This is a genomic window from Arthrobacter sp. BGA-UO-ETr-C19 (assembly GCF_059568005.1).
Genome location: NZ_JCAQPC010000012.1, coordinates 267,018 through 288,626 on the forward strand (window position 1 = coordinate 267,018; position 21,609 = coordinate 288,626).

The following is a 21,609-nucleotide window of genomic DNA, read 5'->3' on the forward strand; positions in this document are numbered from 1 at the left end:
AAGACTTATTTACTGCTCGGGGCAGTCCCCAGCTCGGCGTCCCGCAGTTGCCGGCGTTCCAGCCACGGTCCCGCAGCGTACCCAATTACGACGCCGATGCCCACTTCCGCTGCCAGCCAGACTGCCGTCCACCACGGGTCCGGGCCAATCTCCGCTAGCCGGCCGATGCCGGCCGAGCCGCGCGCCAGCCACGCGAGGGCTGCGGCCAGCACACCGGCAGCGGCCCCTACGATCAGTGCCAGGAACAGCGTGGACGCGGCGGCGGTCAGCCATCGGACGCGGAGTTTGATGGACAGCCATTCATCGAAGTGGTTTTCACCTTCGCGCAGGAACCACCAGCCCGCCAGGACTCCGGCGAGCACGGGAACCACCAGCGCCACCGGCCCGAAATCGAGCGGGCCGGAGGGGATCGCAGCAAATACCGGGATAGTGGGCAGCGGTCCCACGGCGGTTCCCAGCGGGCCCACCTGGGAGCCTGCGCCGAGCGCGAATCCGGAGCCGGTCAGCCACGCGAGGGCGAAGACGGCGATGTTGGGCAGGAAGCCGAGCTGCGCAATGGTGAGGGCGGCGCCTCCTACGGGTCCGGCGTCGAGCGCTTCATAGACCGCCACCACAAGGTTCCAGTGGATGAAAAGATCCACGGCCAGCAACGCCGAGGAGATGGCGAGCGCCGCGATGACGGCCACGAAGCCCGCCTTGGCTGCCGAGGCCAGATATGATCCCGCCCACCGCGAATGCTGGCTGGTGCGGGCGATCCAGTCCACGGCGTCGACGCCGATCAGCCGGCTCCATGAACCGGCCTCCCGCCGGGCGCCGATCACCATCCCGAGGCCGAACGGAACCAGCGGAAGAAGTCCCGCCCACCACAGGAAAACCTCAACGTCCTCGGTCCGGCAAATGAACCCGGTGGCGATGCCAAAACCTGCATAGACCAGCCACGAGCCGAGCAGCGCCTGCCACAGCTGGTCCGTGTACGACGCCCTTGCCAGGCGCCTGCCCGCCCGCCAGGCCAGCAGGAACGGGATAAGGGTGAGGCCCAGCGGAAGCAGCGACAGTGTGCCGGTCTCCGGCCTCGCGGCAGCACCCTCCCCCACGGTGGTGAGATACAGGGGCACCCCGTGGATGACCAGCCACGCCTGGCCGGCCAGCCGGGCCAGGACATCGAGGCCTGCGTTCCCGAAACCCGAGGTCGCCCACACTGCAACGATGGGGGCGATGACCACCAGCGCGGAAATGATGGCCGCCTGCGCGGACTCAAGCCCGCCCTGCAGCCACAGGGGCATGGGTAGGCCACGGTCTCCGGTCTGGTCAGCACGCAGTTTCATCGCCTCCCATCGTGCCATGCGGGGTCCGGCCCGAACGTTTTCGACAGGCTCAACAGCGCGAGAATTCGGACGGGAATGCGCCTGCGCCGGTACACGGCAGGCTCGACTGCGGGCGCTTTTTCGGGAGGCCCGTCGTAAAATGAGGTTGTCCGCATTCAGTGGTTGGAGGCAGAAAATGACTACCGCATCCCCACATGCACACGGCGTCCACTTTGGCAGGACTGACGTCCAGAACGCTGGCATGGGTGTAGGTATTGTCTTGATGGTGGTCGGTGTGCTGGGGTTTATCCCGGGCATCACCGCGCGGTATGGCGAATTGATGTTCCTTGGGCCTGATTCGCACGCCATGTTCCTCGGCCTGTTCCAGGTATCCATGCTGCTCAACATCGTGCAGCTGGTCATTGGCGCAACCGGCTGGGCCATGTCCCGCGGCGAGATGGGTGCCCGGAGGTTCCTCATGGGAGCCGGTGGGCTGTACCTCGTCCTTAGCATCTACGGGCTCAGTGTCGGAGTGGATTCGGCGGCCAACTTCCTGTCGCTGAATATGCTGGACAACTGGACCATGATGGTGGCTGGTGTATTAATGATTGCCGCTGGCTGGATGTTTTCACGGCATTCGGTCGAGGACAGGAAATAGCCCGGAACGCGAACGCCGGGAACTAGGAGCCGCGAATGAATAGATATCTAATCTGAGTATTCGTACTACCGGTTGGTGCAGGCGGCCACGCAAGTCGTGGGCGGCTGCACCAACTTCGTGCGGAGCCTCTTTGTGTGGAACCTCTTTGTGCGGAAAAGCTGCTGCTTGCCCGCAATGACTGGCCGGCCGAAGAGGACTCGGCCGGTTTGCAGGAATCACGCAAGGGACAGAACGAAGGAGAGCACGAACCCGGCCGTCGTGCTGAGCGCCACTGCGGGCCCGCCGTGCTCGAAGGCCTCCGGCATCAGGGTGTCCGCGAGGGAGGCAATGACGGCCCCGCCTGCAAAAGCCAGCGGCAGGGAGATGGTTTTCGGATCCGTGCCGGACAACGGGCCAGCAGCGAGGACCACGGCTGCCAAGAGCAGCACGGCGCAGACGGTCCAGAGTGCCATGATTGCGGCCCACTGTCCCCCTCCGCCAGCGAAACGCCCAGGGCTACGTTCCAGCAGGCCAGGCGCGGCCCGAAGTACGGTGACAGCTATTTGAAACGAATCTGGACGTAGGGCTCACTGGGCAGATTCCCGGCAGTCCACGGCTCCTCGGACGGTTCCGTGCGGACTTCACCGCGCCCGTCGCGCAGGACGGCCAGCACTGTGGCCGCAATGGCGACGACGGCAATTACAGTCAACAGCACAAGGACGACGACGATGGATCCTGACATTCTTACGGCACCTTCTGCTTCAATTTTAGAGCGTTCCCACCCCCTCGATCATGCGCGAATGTTTTTCCTCTGGACGGAACCGGGCTCCGGGCATATTCTGGTCTCCCACCGCGCTGGGGGGTGATTCGGATGGGCAACAGCTTGTGGGTTCTCAAGTCTGCGGTTGTACGTGCCCTTCTGGTGCCCGTTCTCCTGGCGTTAGCCTGGATTATTTGGGGCGCAGCGTCCGCCGGTGCAGCCTCCGGGGACAGTGTCACGGGCGGTCAGGTTGGCGCTGTTTCGCTGGATACCGGTTCCCTCAACGCTGATTCCCTTGTCAAGAAGCCCGCGGCTACCATTGCGAAGTCGGCGGTGTCTGCTCCGCCGGCTTCTGCGGCTCCCCAAGTGGCCCCTGCGGCCAAGTTGCTTCCGGTCGTTCCGGTCCTGCCGGCGGCCCCCAACGTTACGGCCGCGGTCACCAAGCCTGTGTCGGCTGTGGTCGGCACAGTGGCGGACACGGCCGGCACCGTGATCAACGAGGCATCGACGGCACTCAACTCCGTGACCACTAATGTGGCACCCGTGCTCGACAAGGCGGACAGCCTGGTTTCGGCCGCGGAAGACATCGTTTCGGCGGTGCCGCAGCTGCCCGTGAGGCCAGGTATGCCCGCTATTCCTTCGCTGCCGGTTCCTACTCTGCCGGTCCCGTCGCTGCCGGTCCCATCTGTGCCTGTCCCGTCAGTGCCGGTCCCATCAGTGCCGGCGCCGGAGCTGCCCGCGGCTCCCGTACCGGGAGTTACGCCGCCGATGCCGGTCCCCGGCGCCGGAGGCAACCCGCAAGATCCCTCTGCACCGCCTCCAGCCGCTTCGCCGTCCCCGGTTCGGCCGGGGGCGAGCACTGCAAAGTCTGCGGACCATGAGCGGTCGGCAACAGCGGCCAACACAACAGTTCCGGCCAGATCCACTACCGGCGCCGGCCTGCCGCTCGCCGGCACGGGCCGCTCGCTGGCCGAGCTTCAGATGACCACGCCCGGGCAGCGAGAGCCGGCAGGTGCCAGCCCCGCAACCCAGAAAATACACGTTGGTCACCGGCCCGGCGACGGCCATTTTCAGTCCCTTGCCGTGCATGAGGGAACGTCGGGGAACTCCTCCTCAGGCTCCGAAGGCTCCGGCGCCCAGGCCGCTGAAGTGGCCGGAGATTGGGACCGGACGCCACTGCACGCCGGGGCCCGGGCGTTCGATGCTGCCCAGGACCTTCCCGACAGCCCAGCCTTCGATCCGGGGTCTTCCCCCGACTGAACAGGTCAGCCCTGCCCGCATTCCGGGCAGAAAAGACCACCTGCGCAACCCTGCGCAAGGACCACCAGTTCAGTCAGGAGAATATGTCATGTCTACGCACGCCCCGCTGTCTGCTGCCCCTCGCCCGTCTCGTCCGCAGTCCGGAGCCCACAGCGGCCGTATCGGAAACTGGCCCGACCCCATGCGCGGCCGGATCGGAAACTGGCCCGACCCCATGCGCGGCCGGATCGGAAACTGGCCCGACCCCATGTCCGGCCTCATCGGCAACTGGCCCGACCCGATGCAGCAGCGAAGCTAGAGTACGGTCCGGCCCTGAGCCCGGACCGGCATTCGCCAACCAGGAAAGTGTCGCCGCGCGCGGCGCGGCGACACTTGTCCTGCCTCAATGACCGAAACACCTACCCAAGGCAATAGGCCTACTCAGCGCCGGAGTCGCCCAGGCCGTTTGACTTCTGCCCTGTTCCGGCCCGGTCCTCCGGCGCCGGCGTAGCGTCCTGTCCGGCCTCTTTTGCTTCAGAGGCCGGTGCCCGCAAGGCAGGTTCCGCAGACGTGTCAGTGCCCGAAGCCTCCTGAATACCCTCTGTGGGCGTCGTCCCTTCCGCGGGCGGGCCCGCTGCGGGGGCGCTGGTTTCCGCGGTGTCCCCTACCGCCGGGTCGCCGGCAGCGGCCGGTGTTGAACCCAGGTGCTGAGCCGAGACCGCCTTGGCACGGCCGGGAAAGTAACTGATGACACGCGCCAGCTCTCGGCCCAGGACGGTACCCTCGACAACATCAGGAGGAAGTGCTTCCTGCTCAGCTTTCCGTGCCGCCTCCAGTATCTGGCGGCCTGCCTCCGTAATGGATACCTCGTTGTGCCGTCTGTCCAGCGAACTCGACTCGCGCGCCACGAGTCCTGCCGCCTCAAGCCGCGCCAGGACCCGGCCAATGGACTGACTGCGAACCTTGATGTCAGCGGCCAACTCTTCCTGATTAAGCGGACCGTCGAGGAGGCCCTGGAGCGCGATGACCGCGGCGTGGGTGAGGCCGAGTTCAGCCAAAGCCTGGTCCTGCCTGCGCTGAACAAGCCGGGCGGCCATGGACAGCAACTGATGAGGCCCCCACTGCTCCGCGTCAGGATTCGGGACCATCGGTTTAGACCTTCTTTCCCCTTTGAGCCCGTACTGGCAACACCGCCAGCCCAAAATGCCGCAACGCCGGGACCGGTAACCCGGCCCCGGCGTAAGGCACGTTAACGGCGGGTGTCCTCGACGCCGTCGGTCTCGATGCGCTCCTTGCGGACCTGTTCATCGACCGTCACTTCGTCCGTGACTGTCTCCGTGTCCAGCCTGACCCGCTCGACGGGAACAGTTTCCTTGTCCACCACGGGACGTTCCTCGTGGAGCACCACCTCATGTTCTGCTTCGCTGATATCCGGTCCCCTCAGCGCCTCGTCCCGGTTTCCTTCCGTAATCGGTTCGCGCTCCAACCGTACTTCCTCGCGCCGCACGGGAACTGTCCGGGTCTCGTTTTCGGTCACCACGTATTTGCGCAGACGGGCCCGGCCGGCGGCCTGCCTTTCTGTGCCCACATTCACGCGCTCCTCCGAACGGGTCATGGCGTCGCCGTCGGCCAGTCCAGACGTATCACGATCGAGCCTGTCATCCGCAGCGCTGTATGTTCCACCGCTGCCGGCGGCAGCGAACCCCGCATCCCGCTCGGTGGCGGAAAGGCCGGCACCGGACTGGCCGGCCGTCCGGCCGGAGTCGGCGCGGTGCCCGTTCGCAGCCTCGGTATAGGTCACGTTGCCGTTTAGCTGGTAGTGCTCGTAGAGCCGGTCCTCTTCTGACGGGTCAAGGTGGCCGTCAGCGTCCACGCGCGGAGCGTCCTTGACCTGGTCCTTGCTGTACGGGACAACAATGTCGGATCCCTCAAGCCGTGCTCCCTCGAGGGGAATAAACGACTCCGACGTCCCGAAAAGCCCAGTCCGAGCTGTCACCCAAGTGGGCTGTCCGTTGTCATCATCCGCATAAACCTGGCCGAGGGAACCAATCTTGTCTCCGTCTGCGGAGAGGATGTTTCCGTTCTTGTTGAGCAGGTCGTCGATATGTTCCTTGGTGAGCATGCTGTCTCCTTGGAGTTTGACTTCGTGTTCACATTTGGCTGTACACGCTGAGGCCGACGACGGCGAAGCGGCAGGTTAGGGCACACTGTCGCCGCCTTGGAACGGCATCTGCCGCACCCTGCCGGGGCAATCCGCCGTCACGGCCGAGACCGGTAATCCGACCCCGCACCTATACCCTAAGCATGCTTACTATCAGATTGGCAAGCCTGCTTAGCTTTTTTCTTGCGATCGACACCTGGGAGCAGGGGCGGGTCCCCATCGACAGCCGACGCCCGCCGGCGCTTCACGCCCAGACAGCAGAAGCGAGGGTAGGAAAAAATGGCAAGGGTGCTTACTATTTATTAGTAAACATGCTTACCATTGCATGCCAGCAACGCTGGTTCCTGTACAGCAGCTGCCCCTTTCGGAAAGAGAGAGCGAAGATGACTGAGAACCAATGGCCGCAGGATGAAGACCTCACCACTCCCCCGGCCACACAGAATTCGGGTTACGGCGCCGGCACGGCCGGCTACGGCGCAACTGGAGCGGGCACCACCGGCTACGGCACTTCCGGCTACCCGGACGACACGTCCTCGAAGAAGGACGTGGCAAAGGAAGAGGCCGCGAACGTCGCCGGCGAAGCTAAAGGTGCCGCACGGAACGTGGCGGAGACGGCGAAGGACGAGGCAAAAAACGTCGCGTATGAAGCCAAGAACAGCGCCCGGGATCTGCTGCACCAGGCGAAGTCAGACCTGACCAGCCAGGCCGGCACCCAGCAGACCAAGGCTGCCGAAGGCATCCGCAGCATCTCCTCGCAGCTGCGCTCCATGGCCGACGCCCCGGACCAGCAGGGCGTGGCCTCGGACCTGATCCGGCAGGCCGCCGACCGCTCGGAGTCAGTGGCATCCTGGCTGGATAACCGCGACCCGGGCTCACTGCTGGACGAGGTCAAGTCCTTCGCCCGCCAGCGCCCCGGCACCTTCCTGCTCCTGGCGGCAGGCGCGGGCCTCCTCGCCGGACGCCTGGGCCGCAGCCTGCAGGCCGGCGCCCCGGAAACCGGAACCGCCACGGGCTACGGATCCACCAGCGGCACCGTACCGCCCTACCCCGTCCAGTCACCGGCTACGGAAAGCAGCCTGGACGCCGGAGTCGGCGCACCGCTCTATGACCGCGCCGAACTGGGAGAACCCGCCTACACCCAGCCGGCCTACGGCGAGACAACATATGGGGAACAGGCCACCGGCCAGCCGGCCTACGGAGAACAGCCCGCCTACGGCGAACCGGCATACGGGGAGCCAGCCACCGGCCAACCCGCCTACGGAGAACAGCCCGCGTACGGCGAACCGGCATACGGGGAGCCAGCCACCGGCCAACCCCCGTACGGTGAGCCGGCCTACGGTGAGCCAGCCACCGGCGAACCTGCCACCGGCGAACCGGGATATGGCGAGCCGAGGCGGCGGGATACTGACGATACCGAGGGTGGGGGTCGTCCCCTGTGAGCAGCCAGATCCCCGATACCCCGCCAACGGCCGCGCACGCCAAGGCCGACACCACCTCCCTCGGCGACCTCCTCGGCGAGGTCACCCGGGACCTGTCCACCCTGATCCGGCAGGAAATCGAACTCGCCAAAGCCGAACTGAAACAGTCCGGCACCCGCGCCGGCAAAGGCGGCGGCATGCTCGCCGGCGCCGGCATCGCCGGGCACTTCGTGCTCCTGTTCCTCTCCGTCGCCCTCTGGTACGCCCTCGGCGAGCTCATGGGACTGGGCTGGTCCGCCGTCGTCGTCGCAGTGATCTGGGCCATCATCGCCGCGATCCTCGCCAGCGTGGGACGCAAGGAACTCAAAGCCATCAAAGGCATGCCCCAAACCGTCGAAACAGCCAGGGAAATCCCGCCGACCCTCAAACCGAACGGAGACCACCGATGAGTGAGAACCCGGACGCCATCCGCGCCGACATCGAAGCCACCCGCGCCCGCCTCGGCACCAACGTGGACGCCGTCGCCGACAAGGTCACCCCCTCCAACATCGTCCACCGCCAGACCAGCAAGGTCCGGGACGCCGTCTTCGGCGTAAAGGAGAAAGTCATGGGCACCGCAGAACACGCCACCCACAGCACCACCGGCGGCCTCCACCACGCCGCCCACACCACCAGCGGCGGGGTCCACCAGGCCACCGACGCCGCCGGGAACGCCCTCCACGGCGCCGGCGAAGCGATCGCCGACGCACCCCACCAGGTCAAGGCCAAAACCCAGGGCAACCCCCTCGCCGCGGGCCTGATCGCGTTCGGCGCCGGACTGCTCGTCTCCTCACTCATCCCCCCGAGCGAGAAGGAACGCGAAGCCGCCGACGCCCTGAAGACCGCCGCCGAACCCATGACCAGCCAGCTGACCGAAGCAGCCAAGGACATGGCCCAGGGCTGGAAGGAACCCGCCCAGGACGCCATGGAAAACGTCAAAGCCACCGCCACCGACGCCGCCCAACACGTCAAGGACGAAGGCCAAACCGCCGCCACCGACGTCAAAGCAACCGCCACCGACGCCAAAGACCACGTCCAAAACACGTAGTCCGCGAAGCAACTGAAAGACGACGACGGCCGGCCCGCTTTTGAGCGGACCGGCCGTTTGCCTGCGGTCAGGCGTCTGGGACCGGCCGACTCAACCGGGATGACCTTGGGAGCCCCCTCTCCTGAAGCGGCCGGAATTGCTGGACTATGCCCCGGCGCACCACCACACTGTCTATTACAGCTGGCAGTCCGGCGCCTAGAAGGATTTCCGGCATGGCAATTCCCGTGCTTATTCGTCATGATTTCGCGGCGAATAGGGGCGGACATAGCATTTGGGCCTTCTAATTGCACTGAGAGGACACCGCCATGGAGAACCTGGCAGCCATCCTGCCCCTGATTATCATTGTTGTCTCGGTGCTTCTGGGCATTCTGGTCATTTGGCTGGCCGTCAAACTCATGTGGAAGGTCGCCGAGCCAAACGAGGCCCTTATTATTTCCGGTCTGACGCGCGGCACCCTGGAAAGCACCGACGGGATGGACTTCAAGATCGTCACCGGAAAGGGCGCACTGGTGGTTCCCGGCCTGCAGACCGTCCGGACACTGTCCCTCACCCTGAACGAGACTGAGCTGAAGGTCTCCTGCGTGACGTCCCAGGGCATCCAGGTGGTGGTCGAAGGCGTCGTCATTTACAAAATCGGGGACGCCCCCGCGTTTATCGCCAATGCCGCCCGAAGGTTTCTTGGCCAGCAGCCCAAAATGGAAAGCCAGGTGTACAACGTCTTCGAAGGCCACCTGCGGTCCATTATCGGCAGCATGACGGTCGAGGAAATTATCCGCGAGCGCGATAAGTTGGCCTCCCAGGTCCGCGGGGCAAGCGGCGTGGAAATGGAAAAGCTCGGCCTGGTGGTGGATTCCCTGCAGATCAAGGACCTCCAGGACCCCACCGGCTACATCCAGAACATCGCCAAACCGCACATCGCCCAGGTCAAGATGGAAGCCCGCATCGCCGAGGCCACGCGGAACCGTGAGGCCGCGGAACGGGAGGCGGAGGCCGCCGCACAGATCGCCGATGCGCAGAGTGTCTCCGCCATCAAACAGTCGGTGGCACAGGCAAACGCCGAGACGGCCAGGGCCAACGCGGCGCAGGCTGGCCCGCTGGCCGACGCCACAGCCCGCCAGCAGGTGGTGGTCCAGGAAACGGAAGTGGCCAAGCTCGAGGCGGACCGCGAGGAACAGAAGCTGCAGACCAGCATCCGCAAGCCCGCCGACGCCAAGGCCTACGCGCAGCGCACAGAAGCGGAGGCGCAGAAGGCAGCGGACATCAGCGCCGCCGAAGCGCGGGCCAAGCGGACGGAACTCGAAGCCCAGGCCAATGCCCGCCGGGTTGAAGTCGAAGCCCAAGCCAATGCGACCGCCGCCGCGGCAACTGCAGGAGCCACCCGGGTGACTGGCGAAGCCGAGGCAGCGGCCACGAAGGCGCGCGGCGATGCAGCAGCGTCCGCCATCAAAGCCAAAGCGCTGGCCGAGGCCGAAGGCATCAAAGCCCGCGGCGAGGCCCTCGAAAGCAACCAGGACGCGGTCATCTCCCAGCAACTGGCGGAAAACATGCCGGCCATTGTTGCGGCGGCCGCCGAACCGTTCGGGCACGTGGACCAGCTCACCGTCCTGAACGGCGCTGACGGCCTCAACAGCATGGTCGGCGGGATCATCACCCAGGCCGGCTCGTTCCTTCCGCGCCTGTCGACTGCCCTGAAAAACGGGCAGGGCCACGCCAAGCAGGCGCCGAAGCAGCCCGGCGCCTAGGCACAGCGCCCAAGGTAACCCAGGGAAGCGCGGAACATGGTGCACAGAAACGTTGACCGGAGCCTGACCGGGAAGATCGGCCGGGTAACCGGGCGGATCGGCCCCGGCACCGTCGGTGAGGTCATGCTCCCGTACCGTGGCGGGGTCAGCGCATTCCACGCCTATCCGTTCGACAAAGTAAGTGTCTTTCCGGTGGGTGACCAGGTGCTGATCATCTACCTCGACCCGCCGCAGACCGTCTTCGTGGACGAACTGCCGGACGTTCTCCGCCACGAGGAACGCTAGCCCCGCCTGTTAACCCAACCTTCCCTTCACCGTCACGCCTGCTCCCCCGCACGGTTAGACGGCGGGAACACCGTTGAGGGGTGAGGATCGCTATCGTTGCCGAATCATTCCTGCCGCTAATGAACGGAGTCACGCACTCCATCCTGCGAGTGCTTGAGCATCTGCAGGAACGGGGCGATGAGGTACTGGTGATTGCGCCGTCGACGTCGGACACTGATGTTCTGGACGTTGTGCACGGCGCGTTCGTGCACCGGCTGCCCTCCGTTCCGCTGGCGGGTTACACGAACGTGCGGGTAGCGCTGGGGGGTGTGTACCGGGTCAAGAGAATCCTTGCCGACTATGCACCGGACGTGGTCCACCTGGCGTCGCCGTTCGTGCTCGGCTGGCGGGCGGCGCAGGCCGCGCATCAGCTGGGCATCCCCACGGTGGCCATCTACCAGACCGAGGTTCCCAGCTACGCCGCCCGCTACGGGGTGCCGTTCCTGGAGAACTGGGCCTGGAACAGGGTGGAAAACATTCATCTCCTGGCGTCCCGGACGCTGGTGCCGTCCACTTTCGCGCTGAACCAGTTGCGCGGCCGCGGGATTCTGCGGGTGGGCATGTGGCGGCGCGGTGTGGATACCGCGCGTTTTGCACCGGGAAAGCGCGACGACGGGTGGCGGGCTTCCGTGGCGCCGGGCCGTGAGCGGATCATCGGCTATGTCGGCCGGCTGGCCGTGGAGAAGCAAGTGGAGGACCTCGCCGTGCTGGCAGACGTCCCCGGCACCCGCCTGGTGATCGTGGGTGACGGTCCGCAGCGGGCGGCGCTGGAGGAAGCCCTTCCCAATGCCGTGTTCACCGGATTCCTCGGCGGCGAGGAGCTGGCCCGGGCCGTGGCGTCCTTTGATCTGTTCGTCCACCCGGGCGAGTTTGAGACCTTCTGCCAGACCATCCAGGAAGCCATGGCATCCGGGGTGCCGGTGGTGGCCACGGGCCGCGGAGGGCCCCTGGATCTGGTGGAAAATTCCCGCACCGGCTGGCTCTATGAGCCCGGCGACCTGGCCGGCCTGCGCCGGCACGTGATGGACCTGATGGGCGACGACGCCAAGCGCCGCGCGTTCGCGGCGGCGGCCTACGCCTCGGTCCAGGGCCGGACGTGGCCCGCCCTGAGCGCACAGCTGGTGCGGCACTACAAGGACGTGATCGCCGGCACCCCTCTGGTCGAGCCCGTCCCGCTGGTTGAGGCCCTCCCGCTGGTTGAACGTGCCGAAACCACAACCACCCGCACCCAAGGAGCCACCCTGTGAAAATTTCCGTGATCGGCTGCGGCTACCTCGGCGCAGTGCATGCGGCCACGCTCGCGTCCATGGGCCACACGGTGGTGGGGATCGACGTCGACCCCGCACGTGTCGAGCAGCTGGCCGCCGGCCGGGCCCCTTTCTTCGAACCGGGGCTGGACGAACTCCTGCGCGACGGCCGGGCCACCGGCCGCCTTCGTTTTTCCACTGCCTTCGCCGATGCCGCCGCGGCGCAGATGCACTTCCTGTGCGTGGGCACGCCGCAGTCCAAAACGTCCGACGGCGCCGACCTCAGCTACCTGGTCTCCGCCACCAAAAGCCTCCTTCCGCACCTCGGCAGGGGTGCCGCCGTCGTCGGTAAATCCACAGTGCCAGTGGGGACCGTTGACAAGCTGGGGCGCATGCTCACGGCACGGCCTGACGTGCTGCTGGGCTGGAATCCGGAGTTCCTGCGGCAGGGCACGGCGGTGAAGGACACGCTGGTGCCGGACCGCCTGGTGTACGGGGTGCGCGGCGGCAAGGAAGGCGCATTCGGGCGCCGCAGCGACGGGACACAGGGACCGGCCCGCGGTGTGACCGCCGTGCTGGACGCGGTGTACGAGCCGCTGCTGCGCGCCGCCATTCCCCGGCTCGTGTGCAATTTCGCGACCGCGGAACTGATCAAATCGGCGTCGAACGCCTTTTTGGCGACGAAGGTCAGCTTCATCAACGCCATGTCGGAACTGTGCGACGCCGCCGGTGCCGACGTCACCGAGCTGAGCGAGGCGATGGGCATGGATCCGCGCATCGGCAACCGGTACCTGCACGCCGGGCTGGGTTTCGGCGGCGGCTGCCTGCCCAAGGACATCCGCAGCTTCCGGGCCCAGGCGCAGGCGCTGGAGGTCCGGTCCGTGGACGACTGGATGGGCGTGGTGGACTCCATCAACCTCGGCCAGCGGGCCCGGACCGCGGAGATTGCCAAGGAACTCTGCGGCGGCTCGATCGCCGGCCGGACGGTGACCGTGCTGGGCGCGGCGTTCAAGCCGGACACGGACGACATCCGGGACTCCCCCGCCCTCGACGTCGCGCTCCGGCTTGCCTCGGCGGGTGCGCACGTCACGGTGACTGATCCAAAGGCCATCAACAACTCATGGATGCGCTACCCGCAGCTGCGCTTCGAGGCCTCCACTGCGAGGGCACTTGAGGGTGCCGAGCTGGTGCTGCTGCTGACCGAATGGGCCGAGTACCGCGACCTGTCACCGGCCGCCGTCGGGCAGCTGGTTCGGCGCCGGACGGTGCTGGACGCGCGGAACGTGCTGGACGCCGGGGCGTGGCAGGCGGAAGGCTGGACGGTGCGGGGCCTCGGCACCCAGGCGGCGCAGCTGGCTGAGCACATCCCTGCTGGCTGAGCCCCCCTCCGCTGGCTTGAGGCAGTCCAAACCAGTTGAGCCTCGATCTCGACAAGCTCGATCAGCGGTACGATCTTGCTGAGGGGGTGGACGCTCAATGAGTTTCTCGCGGTCTCACGCAACGGCGGCATGACGGCGGCTTCCCCGCGCCCTGATGCGGATCCGGCCGGCAGTTCCGCTGTCCTGTTCGACGCGCTGCCGGACGCGGTAGTGGTGGTGGACGGCGGCGGGGTCATCACCCAGGCCAATGCCGCCGCCGAGCGGCTCTTCGGCTATGGCAGGCTTCAGCTCGTGGGCCAGGACCACCGGATGCTCCTCGCCGAAGGCTACCGCAGCGGTTTCGACCGGCTTTTCGCCAGCCTGCGCAGCGGGTCCGGAGCCAGCGCCGCCACGCAGACCCCTTTCGAGTCCTACGGCCTGCGCAGTGATGGCACAGAGTTCCACGGCGAGGTGGCCTGCTCGCTGCTGGAGTCCGACGGCGGCCCATGCCTGATCGCGTCGGTCCGGCCCACATTTCACAGGCAAGAGGCCGACGCCGAGCTGCGGGAAGCGATGTCGCTGCTCAGCGCTACCCTGGAGTCTACGGCCGACGGGATCCTGGTGGTGGGCATCGACGGCAAGATCGCCGGCATCAACGAACAGTTCACCAAGATGTGGGGTATCCCGCGAGAACTACTGGCCACCGGCGACGACGCCGCAGTGATGAATCATGTGCTTGGTCTCCTCTCGCACCCGGAGAGCTTCGTGGACAAGGTCAATGAGCTGTACGCGCACCCCGCCGCGGAAAGCCACGACACCCTGGAGTTCCTCGACGGCCGCACCTTTGAACGGTACTCACGGCCGCAGCGGGTGGGAAACGCCGTGGTGGGCAGGGTCTGGAGCTTCCGGGACGTGACGCCGCGGCGCCGTGCCCAGGAACAGGCCCGGCAGGCGATGGCAGACCTCGCTGAGCAGGCCGCGCAGCTCAAGGCCATGGCGTTCCAGGATCCGCTGACGGGACTGGCGAACCGCAAGCTGTTCCACGACCAGCTGTCTGAAGCGCTGCACGGCAGCTACAGTGCCGCCGTCGACATCCTCCTTCTGGACCTTGACGACTTCAAGGAGGTCAACGACATCCTTGGCCACGCCGCCGGGGACCAGATGCTGGTGGAGGTGGCCCGCCGGCTGAGGGCCTGCGTCCGGCCGGACGATACGGTGGCCCGGTTGGGCGGCGACGAGTTCGTCGTGCTCCTGACCGGAGCCACGGATGCCGAGGCCGTCGCGGAGCGGATCGTGCAGTCCCTCAACGTCCCCGTGCGGATCGAGGGGTCCATGCTGCGGCCCAGCCTAAGCTTGGGGATCGCTTCACTGAGCGACGACGCGGTGGCTGCCTCGGAGCTGCTGCGGCGCGCGGATGTGGCGATGTACGCGGCCAAGGCCGCCGGCAAGAACCGGTACATGCGGTTCAAGCCGGAGATGATGACGGCCCTGGTGCAGCGGACGGACATGGAAGCGGGCCTGCGGCTCGCCGTCGACAATGACCAGATCAATGTGAGCTACCAGCCGGTGGTGTCGCCGCGGCTGGGCGAGGTGATCCAGTTCGAGGCCCTGGCCCGGTGGGAGCGCGACGGCAGGAATGTCCCGCCGTCGCAGTTCATTCCGACAGCGGAGCGCAGCGGGCTGATCTCTGCGATCGGTTTGCAGATGATGCGGGAAAGTTTCATTCAGCTGGGGCCGTGGCTTTCAGCCGGCGCCGAGCGTTCCCTGGCGGTCAATGTGTCCGGCGTGCAGCTGCGGGACTCCGACTTCGCCAGCAGCGTGCTGGGCATGGCCGAGTCGCACGGCATGGATCCCCGGCGACTGGTGCTGGAGGTGACGGAGAGCGTATTTTTCGACGCCGACGACCACCTGATCAACCAGCTGGCGAGCCTGCGCAGCGCCGGCGTCAGGGTCGCACTCGATGATTTCGGCACCGGCTACTCCTCGCTGGGCCGGCTTCAGGACCTGCCGGTGGATGCAGTGAAGATCGACCAGTCCTTTGTCTCCATGGTCCGCACCGGGGCGGAGAAGCTGCCGATCCTCAGTTCCATGATCAACATGGCCCACAGCCTGGGTCTTGGCGTCACCGCCGAGGGCATCGAAACTTCCGAGCAGGCCGCCTACCTGACGGACCTGCAGTGCGACGCCATGCAGGGCTACCTGTTCTCGGTTCCCGCATCCGAGGCCGGGCTGGAACAGGCCATCAGCCGCTCGGCCGCAGCACTCGAGGCGCTTGAAGGGCTGCGCCTGCGCCGCTGACCCCGGCCAGACCCTCCCTCACCTCTCGCCGCTTGACCCCAAACCCTCCCTCACCTCTCGCCGCTTGACCCCAAACCCTCCCTCACCTCTCGCCGCTCAAACCAAAACCCTCCCTCAGCTTTCGCCGCTCAACCCCAAACCCTCCCTCACCTCTCGCCTGGCCCCAAACCCTCCCTCGGGGGCCTCCTTTTGAGGGGCCCTCCTTGCTGCTCCCTCAAGGTTCCGCAAGTTGGCGACGTGACGATTAGGCAGGAGAACTGCTCACGGCGAGGAGGTACGCGCTATCCGCGGACGTCGCTACCTGCTATTGGACCCAGGGGAAAAATGAACACCAACCAGACACGGCAGCGCGGCAAGGGGCTTGCTGTTCTGAGTCTTCTGCTGCTGGCGGCTACTGCCTGCGGAAACGGCCAGACGGCCAGCAGCAGCGTGGCTGCGGCGAAAGGCGTCTCGCAGTCGGCGGCCGCCGCACCGTCACCCAGCGCAATTGCATTGACGCCGTGCGAAACGGCCGAGGAACAGACATCCCAGGAGGCCGACACCTTCATCTGTACAGAGGATGCATCAGACCAACTCGTATGGCTTGAGGCGTCCACGTCCAAGGCAATAACGGACAAGCGCGCTGCCGATGTTGCCGCCAAGGCCGCAGCCGTCAAGGCCGCAGCCGCCGAGGCGGCAAAGAAAGCCGCGGCCAAGGCCGCTGCCGAGAAGGCGGCGAAACTGGCGGCCCGGCAGGCTGCCGCCAAGAAGGCCGCGGAGGCAGCGGCCGCCGCTCAGGCAGCGCAACGTGCAGCAGAAGCCAAGGCAGCCCAGGAAGCTGCCGAAGCCAAAGCGGCGGCGGAAAAGGCAGCCCAGCAGGCCATCGTTGCACCGCCTGCCCCGCCTGCAGCCGCCCCCTCCAACTGCGACCCGAATTACTCTGGCGCTTGCGTGCCAATCGCCTCAGACGTGGATTGCGCCGGCGGCAGCGGAAACGGGCCCGCCTATGTACAGGGTCCGGTGACCGTCACTGGTTCGGACATCTACGGGTTGGACAGGGACAGTGACGGCATAGGCTGCGAAGGTTAAGACCTTCCGGCTGGCACATGTCAGGCGTTGTCCAGTTCAGGCTTCTCCAACGGCTCGCCGGCGCTGACTAGCTCCAGGCTGCGCTCCCAGAAGCTCCTCGCCAGCTCGGCGTCATAGGCCTGCTTGTTTGCCTTCGCCAGCGCACGCTTGACGTAGAAGGCACCGGGCACCCAGTCCCGTCCGGGCGTGGATGTAGCAAGCCACACGAGCGTGTCGGCGCCCTGCTCAGCAGAGAGCAGGAACCGGTTCAACACGGTCTTGTAGGCATGCCGGAACCAGCTTGTGGACTCCGCGGCGAAGTTGGTGGCCACGACGCCCGGGTGGAAAGCCGCCGCCGCAATGCCGTCCGCCCCGTAGCGGTTCTGCAGTTCCGCGGTAAACAGGATGTTGGCCAGCTTCGCGGTGCCGTAAGCGCGGTTTGTCGAATAGCTGCGCTCTGAGTTGAGATCCGCCAGATCCAGGCGCCCGAACCCGTTGGCAGCGCTGGAGGTGTTGATGATGGTGGCACGGCTGGCGGTGAGGGTATCCAGCAGCTCACTCGTGAGCAGGAACGGCGCCAGATGGTTCACCTGGAACGTCTTCTCGTGGCCGTCCACGGTCAGCTCGTGGCCCCGCATGATCCCGCCGGCGTTGTTCACCAAGACATCGATTCGCGGATACCTTTCGCGCAACGCCGCGGCCAGCTCCCGCACCTGGGCCAGCTGAGCGAAGTCGCAAACGAAGTAGTCAACGCCCAGTTCCGCACCTACCGCTGCGGTCTTCCCCGGGGAACGCCCGACGACGACGATCTGCTCACCTGCCCGCGCCAGGTACCGCGCGGCTGCTGCGCCAATGCCGTCGCTGGCGCCGGTAATGACGATGATGCGCTGGGGCATGAGGTGTCCTTTGCTGTGATTGAGCCGCTCAACCATGAGTCGGCCTCCCACATACAACGGCGTCCGGCCGGGACATGTTCCCGGGCCCGGACGCCGTCTGCTATCTATGGCCCTCATGGACTATGACTAGAAATTCAATGCCGGTCGGAGGCTCAGAGCATTGCCTGCGTTGAGCAGCCTGGGCCCGATACCCAGCATTTCCTCGGTGGAACGGAGAAGCGAGTAGTGGCTGTAGGAGCCCTGCACGGTTGTCCCCGGAACCACGGAGGGGGCGACTATGAAGTTGGGCACCGGGGTGTCTTCGTCGAAAACAACCGCTATGGCTGTTCTGCCCGCCTGGTAGGACGGGCTGTTCAGGATCGCAGGGAGCCAGCCGGACAGCCATGTGTCACCCGTTGCGATGCTGCAGTCGTGCATGTCGTTGCAGACATTCGGCGTGATGAGGGAGAAGTTCGGCAACGTATTGTTCGCGAGGTCCCGCTGGAGATTCCCGGATGCCGGCGTACCGAGCGAGACATTGTTGACGGCACACGCTGCCCTGTCCCCGGGGCCCTGGTAGTAGGCCTCGGGGTTGTGCCGGACCGCGTACAAGCCAGACCCGCTCAGACGGCAGTTCGAGCCCATAGATTCCTCATAGCTCTTGTAGGTCAGGCCAGCCGTCCGCACCTGCCGGAATATATTGTCCGCCGTGATCGGCGGCAAATTGCTCGGATCCGAATCGGAGGTCACCCCCTGCGTACTTCCGGAAGTCAGAGCCAAATAACTGGGAAGCGAAGGCAGGCCTAGTCCGGCGTCACTCCAGGTGGTAACGGAGCCGCACTGCCGGGCAACCTGGGTCATGTAGGGGGCATTCGCGCTCCCGATAACCTGCGAGTACGTCTTGTTCTCGAAAAGGAACCAAATCACGTGGTCATATGTGGCCGGTGGAGCTGCCGTCTTGCCGCAAGGGTTCGCGGCAGGCGGCGGTGGTGGCGGTGGTGGCGGAGGCGGAGGTGGGGGTGTCCCGTTGGTCGTCAGGACCAGCTGCGGCCGGTGTGTGGTGTCCGCTATTTCCTTCGAGGCGTAGATAACACCGTCGCTGGAGGTGTTGTTGATGCGGAAGGAGTATGTGCCGTCGCCTTTGACAACGCTGAAGACGTCAACCTCCACAAAGGTGTTGATCTGAGCGGCCCCCACGGAAGCAATTACTGTGGTGTCGGCCGCCGGCGCATTGGACCAGTTGATGGTGTTTTCGCTCCAGGTCGTGTTCTGCACGCGCCGGAACTGGCCGCCAAGATTGGATGGATCAGAAATAAACAGGCGGAGCTTGGCCCCCGTCACCGTGCTTCCGGTACCGGCCACCGTGAATTTCAGGAATGACATCTCAACCGGAGAATTGTCTGCCTTCAGACCGATCGCGGCACCGAAGTTTGTGTTGGGTGTGTCCCGTTTGACCACGGCATCTGCAGAGGGACCGATTGTGACAGTAGCTGCCTGGGCAGTCCCCCCAATCAACGAAATGGCGGCAATGAGCAGGACAGTCAAAACTGCTGAAATCCAATTGGCCGGTGGAATTCCGCGCTTAAGGCGGTGCCTTCCAGTTCTCTTCCGACCAATCAGGAACTCCGATCCTGAGTGCATCAGGGACTCCTTTGTCCGATGGACGCGTCGCCGTCGACACGTCCGTACACGGTAGCCCGGAGCCATCGGGAAACAGTGGGAATTTCTGAATATAGCCTGTAAAAACCTTGGTACCGCGCCGCAAAGTCCCCAATAGTCACCCCTTGATTCCCCGAGAGAATTAGAAGCGATAGCAGGATACCGGCTGGAATTTTGACGACGCCGATTGCGCACCGGGTCGCCAGGGTGATAGCTTTCCGGTGATCGTGATCTATCGGCAGGAGGTGAGACCCATGAACGCAGTATCCGCAATGGGTGCTCCCCTGCAGTCCACGATCGCGCGACTGAAGTAGTCGCCACCGGGAGCGCCGCCAGGCAATTCGCGAAAGGCGACTCCCATGAACACAACACCTTATTCAAATCCGCACCCCACCTCGACGACGGCCTCCGACCGGTCGACGTCCGGCCAGGATCAGCCGCAGGTCGAGGCCACCAAGCGGGTGCGCCCCCCGGGCGAGCGAGCGTTGGTCCTCGGTGGCGGCGGATCGACAGGCAATGCCTGGCTGATCGGCGTCATCGCGGGCCTGTTCGATGCCGGGCTGGACGTGACCACCGCTGACCTGACCATCGGGACGTCAGCCGGTTCCACGGCCGCGGCCCAGATAGCTGGGGCGACCCCGACCGAACTGCTTGCCGCCATCCTTGCCGCGGAGACCGAGCGGCGGACGGGTCCGGCCGGATCCGGCAGCGGACGCGCTTCGATCAGGCCGGTGGCAGACCACCTGGAGAGAACGGGCAAGATCATCACCGCCGCCGAGGATGCGGCCGATATGCGCCGCAGAATGGGCGCGGCGGCACTCGACATGGATGCGGCGCGGGATGGCTCCGTGCAGCAGCGGTGGCGCTCGACCGTCGCCGCCCGGCTGCCCAGCCAGCACTGGCCGCAACGAACGGTGCTCATCACAGCGGTCGATGCCCAAACCGGTGAACCCGTCGTCTTCGACCGCCACAGCGGAGTCGACCTGGCGGACGCCGTCGCCGCCAGCTGTGCCAGTGGCTTCGCTTACAGGATCGGGGACAACTTATATATCGACGGCGGCTATCGACGATCCAGCGAGAATGCTGACCTGGCAAGCGGATACGGGCGGGTGCTGGTGCTGTCCCCGTTCAGCGGCAGAACACGGACGCCGTTGGAATGGGGCATGCATCTTGCAGCACAGGTCGACGAGCTACGTGCCGGCGCCAGCAGAGTCGAAACGATCTTCCCGGACAGCAACTCCGAGCACATGTTCGGCGCTAATGCGATGGATCTGTCAATGCGTCCACCGGCCGCTCGGTCTGGCTACAACCAAGGCAGAGCCCTTGCCGAGCAGCTCACTGAATTCTGGGGCTGACGCCGTCGAAATCAGTCAACTCGGCAGGGGTGAATTGGCTCTTGCTACCTGAGGTACCGGGCCCACTTCGGCACGAGTTCCGGGCGTTCACCGGGCTCACGCCGACCCGGTACGTCGAAGTCCGGCGGCGGTTCCTGCGCGAACCTCCCGGCCACGCGCTGGACGGCTGGCCGCTGCCGGCCCATTGATTTCTTACTAGAGCGACAGCTCGCGACACGCTAATGTGGGGGCACCCCAAAGCAGAGGAGAGCCCCGTGGGCAAGGTGGTCATGTACGGCTCGGTGTCGGTGGACGGCTTCGTCGCGGACGAGAATGACCAGCCCGGACCGCTGTTCGACTGGTTGTCCAGCGGTGACGTCCCGTTGGACGAGAACGGCGAGGTGAAGGTGTCGCAGACGTCGTACGACTACACCCGGCCGTACTGGGACCAGATCGGGGCGACACTCGTCGGCCGTCACGTCTTCGACCTGACGGATGGCTGGGACGGGAAGCCTCCGAGCGGCATCGACCACGTGGTCGTCGTGACGCACCGGCCGCAGCCCGAGGGCTGGGACCCCGAGGCACCGTTTCACTTCATCGACGGCGTCGAGGCTGCCATGGCCAAGGCGCAAGAGCTTGCGGGTGACCGCATCGTCGAGGTTGCCGCTGGTGATGTCGGTGGCCAGATGCTTGCCGCGCGCCTGGTCGACGAGGTGCGCATGGACGTCGTACCCGTCGTGTTCGGGTCCGGCAAGCGCTACTTCGGGTCGGCCCACGCGCAGCAGCTATTGGAGGACCCCGACATGGTGATTCATGGCAACCGGGTGCTTCACCTGCGCTATCGGGTTCGCCGTTGACCGATCTGAGCGGGTACGTGAGGAAGCGTTAGGAAAAAACCTGCAGGACCTGAGGAAGCGTTAGGGAAAAACCTGCAGGACCTGAGGAAGCGCTAGGGAAAAACCAGCAGGATGTGAGGAAGGGTCGGTGAAAGGCCGCCGCGATCCGGTCGCTTCCTCAGGTCCTGTCGCTTCGGTCCGGTCGCTTCCTCAGGTCCTGTCGCTTCGGTCCGGTCGCTTCCTCACATCCCGGGGGGCCGGGGTTGGGTGTGGAAACCGGGGT

At 65.7% G+C, this 21,609-nt stretch carries 21 protein-coding genes; 14 read left to right on the forward strand and 7 right to left on the reverse strand.

The window, feature by feature from the left end; translation table 11 throughout:
* Positions 1 to 5: 5 nt before the first annotated feature.
* The gene (locus AC57BR_RS06810) at positions 6 to 1,325 is read right to left on the reverse strand and encodes a cell division protein PerM (RefSeq protein ID WP_496359036.1); all 1,320 of its coding nucleotides are present in this window, start codon (positions 1,323 to 1,325) and stop codon (positions 6 to 8) included.
* Between the two features lie 175 nt (positions 1,326 to 1,500).
* Here AC57BR_RS06810 and AC57BR_RS06815 point away from each other — a divergent pair, with 175 nt between their 5' ends.
* Positions 1,501 to 1,962 (forward strand): DUF4383 domain-containing protein, encoded by a 462-nt coding sequence (locus AC57BR_RS06815; protein WP_496359005.1) that lies wholly within the window; start codon positions 1,501 to 1,503, stop codon positions 1,960 to 1,962.
* 215 nt (positions 1,963 to 2,177) lie between these two features.
* Here AC57BR_RS06815 and AC57BR_RS06820 read toward each other — a convergent pair whose 3' ends face one another.
* Entirely contained in the window at positions 2,178 to 2,414 is a 237-nt protein-coding gene (locus AC57BR_RS06820; RefSeq protein ID WP_496359006.1) for a hypothetical protein, read from the reverse strand.
* An 86-nt stretch (positions 2,415 to 2,500) separates the two neighbouring features.
* Positions 2,501 to 2,683 (reverse strand): hypothetical protein, encoded by a 183-nt coding sequence (locus tag AC57BR_RS06825; protein ID WP_496359007.1) that lies wholly within the window; start codon positions 2,681 to 2,683, stop codon positions 2,501 to 2,503.
* A gap of 129 nt (positions 2,684 to 2,812) precedes the next feature.
* On the opposite strand from AC57BR_RS06825, the gene AC57BR_RS06830 reads away from it, so the two are divergent.
* Both AC57BR_RS06830 and AC57BR_RS06835 read left to right on the forward strand, forming a co-directional pair.
* Positions 2,813 to 3,961 carry a hypothetical protein gene (locus AC57BR_RS06830; protein WP_496359008.1) on the forward strand — a complete coding sequence of 383 codons (1,149 nt, stop codon included), beginning with the start codon at positions 2,813 to 2,815 and terminating at the stop codon, positions 3,959 to 3,961.
* An 88-nt stretch (positions 3,962 to 4,049) separates the two neighbouring features.
* Positions 4,050 to 4,259, forward strand: a complete 210-nt coding sequence (locus tag AC57BR_RS06835) for a hypothetical protein (RefSeq protein ID WP_003802764.1) — start codon at positions 4,050 to 4,052, stop codon at positions 4,257 to 4,259.
* Positions 4,260 to 4,377: 118 nt separating this feature from the next.
* Here the strand turns inward: AC57BR_RS06835 and AC57BR_RS06840 are convergent, their stop codons facing one another.
* Both AC57BR_RS06840 and AC57BR_RS06845 read right to left on the reverse strand, forming a co-directional pair.
* Positions 4,378 to 5,088, reverse strand: coding sequence for a MarR family winged helix-turn-helix transcriptional regulator (locus AC57BR_RS06840; protein ID WP_496359009.1), 711 nt, complete (start codon positions 5,086 to 5,088; stop codon positions 4,378 to 4,380).
* Positions 5,089 to 5,189: 101 nt separating this feature from the next.
* Positions 5,190 to 6,062 carry a PRC and DUF2382 domain-containing protein gene (locus AC57BR_RS06845; protein ID WP_496359010.1) on the reverse strand — a complete coding sequence of 291 codons (873 nt, stop codon included), beginning with the start codon at positions 6,060 to 6,062 and terminating at the stop codon, positions 5,190 to 5,192.
* A 422-nt stretch (positions 6,063 to 6,484) separates the two neighbouring features.
* Between AC57BR_RS06845 and AC57BR_RS06850 the strand changes: the two genes are divergently transcribed.
* The 9 genes from AC57BR_RS06850 (at position 6,485) to AC57BR_RS06890 (ending at position 16,643) form a co-directional block, all read left to right on the forward strand.
* On the forward strand, positions 6,485 to 7,540 hold the full coding sequence (locus AC57BR_RS06850; RefSeq protein ID WP_496359011.1) for a hypothetical protein: 1,056 nt from the start codon (positions 6,485 to 6,487) through the stop codon (positions 7,538 to 7,540).
* Positions 7,537 to 7,968 carry a phage holin family protein gene (locus AC57BR_RS06855; protein ID WP_496359012.1) on the forward strand — a complete coding sequence of 144 codons (432 nt, stop codon included), beginning with the start codon at positions 7,537 to 7,539 and terminating at the stop codon, positions 7,966 to 7,968. The genes AC57BR_RS06850 and AC57BR_RS06855 overlap by 4 nt, the downstream gene beginning before the upstream one ends.
* The gene (locus AC57BR_RS06860; protein WP_496359013.1) at positions 7,965 to 8,606 is read left to right on the forward strand and encodes a DUF3618 domain-containing protein; all 642 of its coding nucleotides are present in this window, start codon (positions 7,965 to 7,967) and stop codon (positions 8,604 to 8,606) included. The genes AC57BR_RS06855 and AC57BR_RS06860 overlap by 4 nt, the downstream gene beginning before the upstream one ends.
* Positions 8,607 to 8,911: 305 nt before the next feature.
* Positions 8,912 to 10,348 carry a flotillin family protein gene (locus tag AC57BR_RS06865; RefSeq protein WP_496359014.1) on the forward strand — a complete coding sequence of 479 codons (1,437 nt, stop codon included), beginning with the start codon at positions 8,912 to 8,914 and terminating at the stop codon, positions 10,346 to 10,348.
* Positions 10,349 to 10,384: 36 nt separating this feature from the next.
* On the forward strand, positions 10,385 to 10,633 hold the full coding sequence (locus AC57BR_RS06870) for an NfeD C-terminal domain-containing protein (protein WP_496359015.1): 249 nt from the start codon (positions 10,385 to 10,387) through the stop codon (positions 10,631 to 10,633).
* A gap of 80 nt (positions 10,634 to 10,713) precedes the next feature.
* Positions 10,714 to 11,919, forward strand: coding sequence for a glycosyltransferase family 4 protein (locus AC57BR_RS06875; RefSeq protein ID WP_496359016.1), 1,206 nt, complete (start codon positions 10,714 to 10,716; stop codon positions 11,917 to 11,919).
* On the forward strand, positions 11,916 to 13,298 hold the full coding sequence (locus tag AC57BR_RS06880; RefSeq protein WP_496359017.1) for a UDP-glucose dehydrogenase family protein: 1,383 nt from the start codon (positions 11,916 to 11,918) through the stop codon (positions 13,296 to 13,298). The genes AC57BR_RS06875 and AC57BR_RS06880 overlap by 4 nt, the downstream gene beginning before the upstream one ends.
* Before the next feature lie 129 nt (positions 13,299 to 13,427).
* On the forward strand, positions 13,428 to 15,575 hold the full coding sequence (locus AC57BR_RS06885; protein WP_496359018.1) for a putative bifunctional diguanylate cyclase/phosphodiesterase: 2,148 nt from the start codon (positions 13,428 to 13,430) through the stop codon (positions 15,573 to 15,575).
* A gap of 324 nt (positions 15,576 to 15,899) precedes the next feature.
* Positions 15,900 to 16,643, forward strand: a complete 744-nt coding sequence (locus AC57BR_RS06890; RefSeq protein WP_496359019.1) for a hypothetical protein — start codon at positions 15,900 to 15,902, stop codon at positions 16,641 to 16,643.
* A 20-nt stretch (positions 16,644 to 16,663) separates the two neighbouring features.
* Here AC57BR_RS06890 and AC57BR_RS06895 read toward each other — a convergent pair whose 3' ends face one another.
* Together AC57BR_RS06895 and AC57BR_RS06900 are read right to left on the reverse strand one after the other, a co-directional pair.
* Positions 16,664 to 17,518: an SDR family NAD(P)-dependent oxidoreductase gene (locus tag AC57BR_RS06895; RefSeq protein ID WP_496359020.1), complete on the reverse strand. Its 855-nt coding sequence runs from the start codon at positions 17,516 to 17,518 to the stop codon at positions 16,664 to 16,666.
* A gap of 126 nt (positions 17,519 to 17,644) precedes the next feature.
* A complete protein-coding gene (locus AC57BR_RS06900) occupies positions 17,645 to 19,204 on the reverse strand; it encodes a CBM96 family carbohydrate-binding protein (RefSeq protein WP_496359037.1) in 1,560 nt (519 codons plus the stop codon).
* Positions 19,205 to 19,515: 311 nt separating this feature from the next.
* Here AC57BR_RS06900 and AC57BR_RS06905 point away from each other — a divergent pair, with 311 nt between their 5' ends.
* Both AC57BR_RS06905 and AC57BR_RS06910 read left to right on the forward strand, forming a co-directional pair.
* On the forward strand, positions 19,516 to 20,511 hold the full coding sequence (locus AC57BR_RS06905) for a patatin-like phospholipase family protein (RefSeq protein WP_496359021.1): 996 nt from the start codon (positions 19,516 to 19,518) through the stop codon (positions 20,509 to 20,511).
* 254 nt (positions 20,512 to 20,765) lie between these two features.
* Positions 20,766 to 21,347: a dihydrofolate reductase family protein gene (locus tag AC57BR_RS06910; RefSeq protein ID WP_496359022.1), complete on the forward strand. Its 582-nt coding sequence runs from the start codon at positions 20,766 to 20,768 to the stop codon at positions 21,345 to 21,347.
* Positions 21,348 to 21,609: the final 262 nt, after the last annotated feature.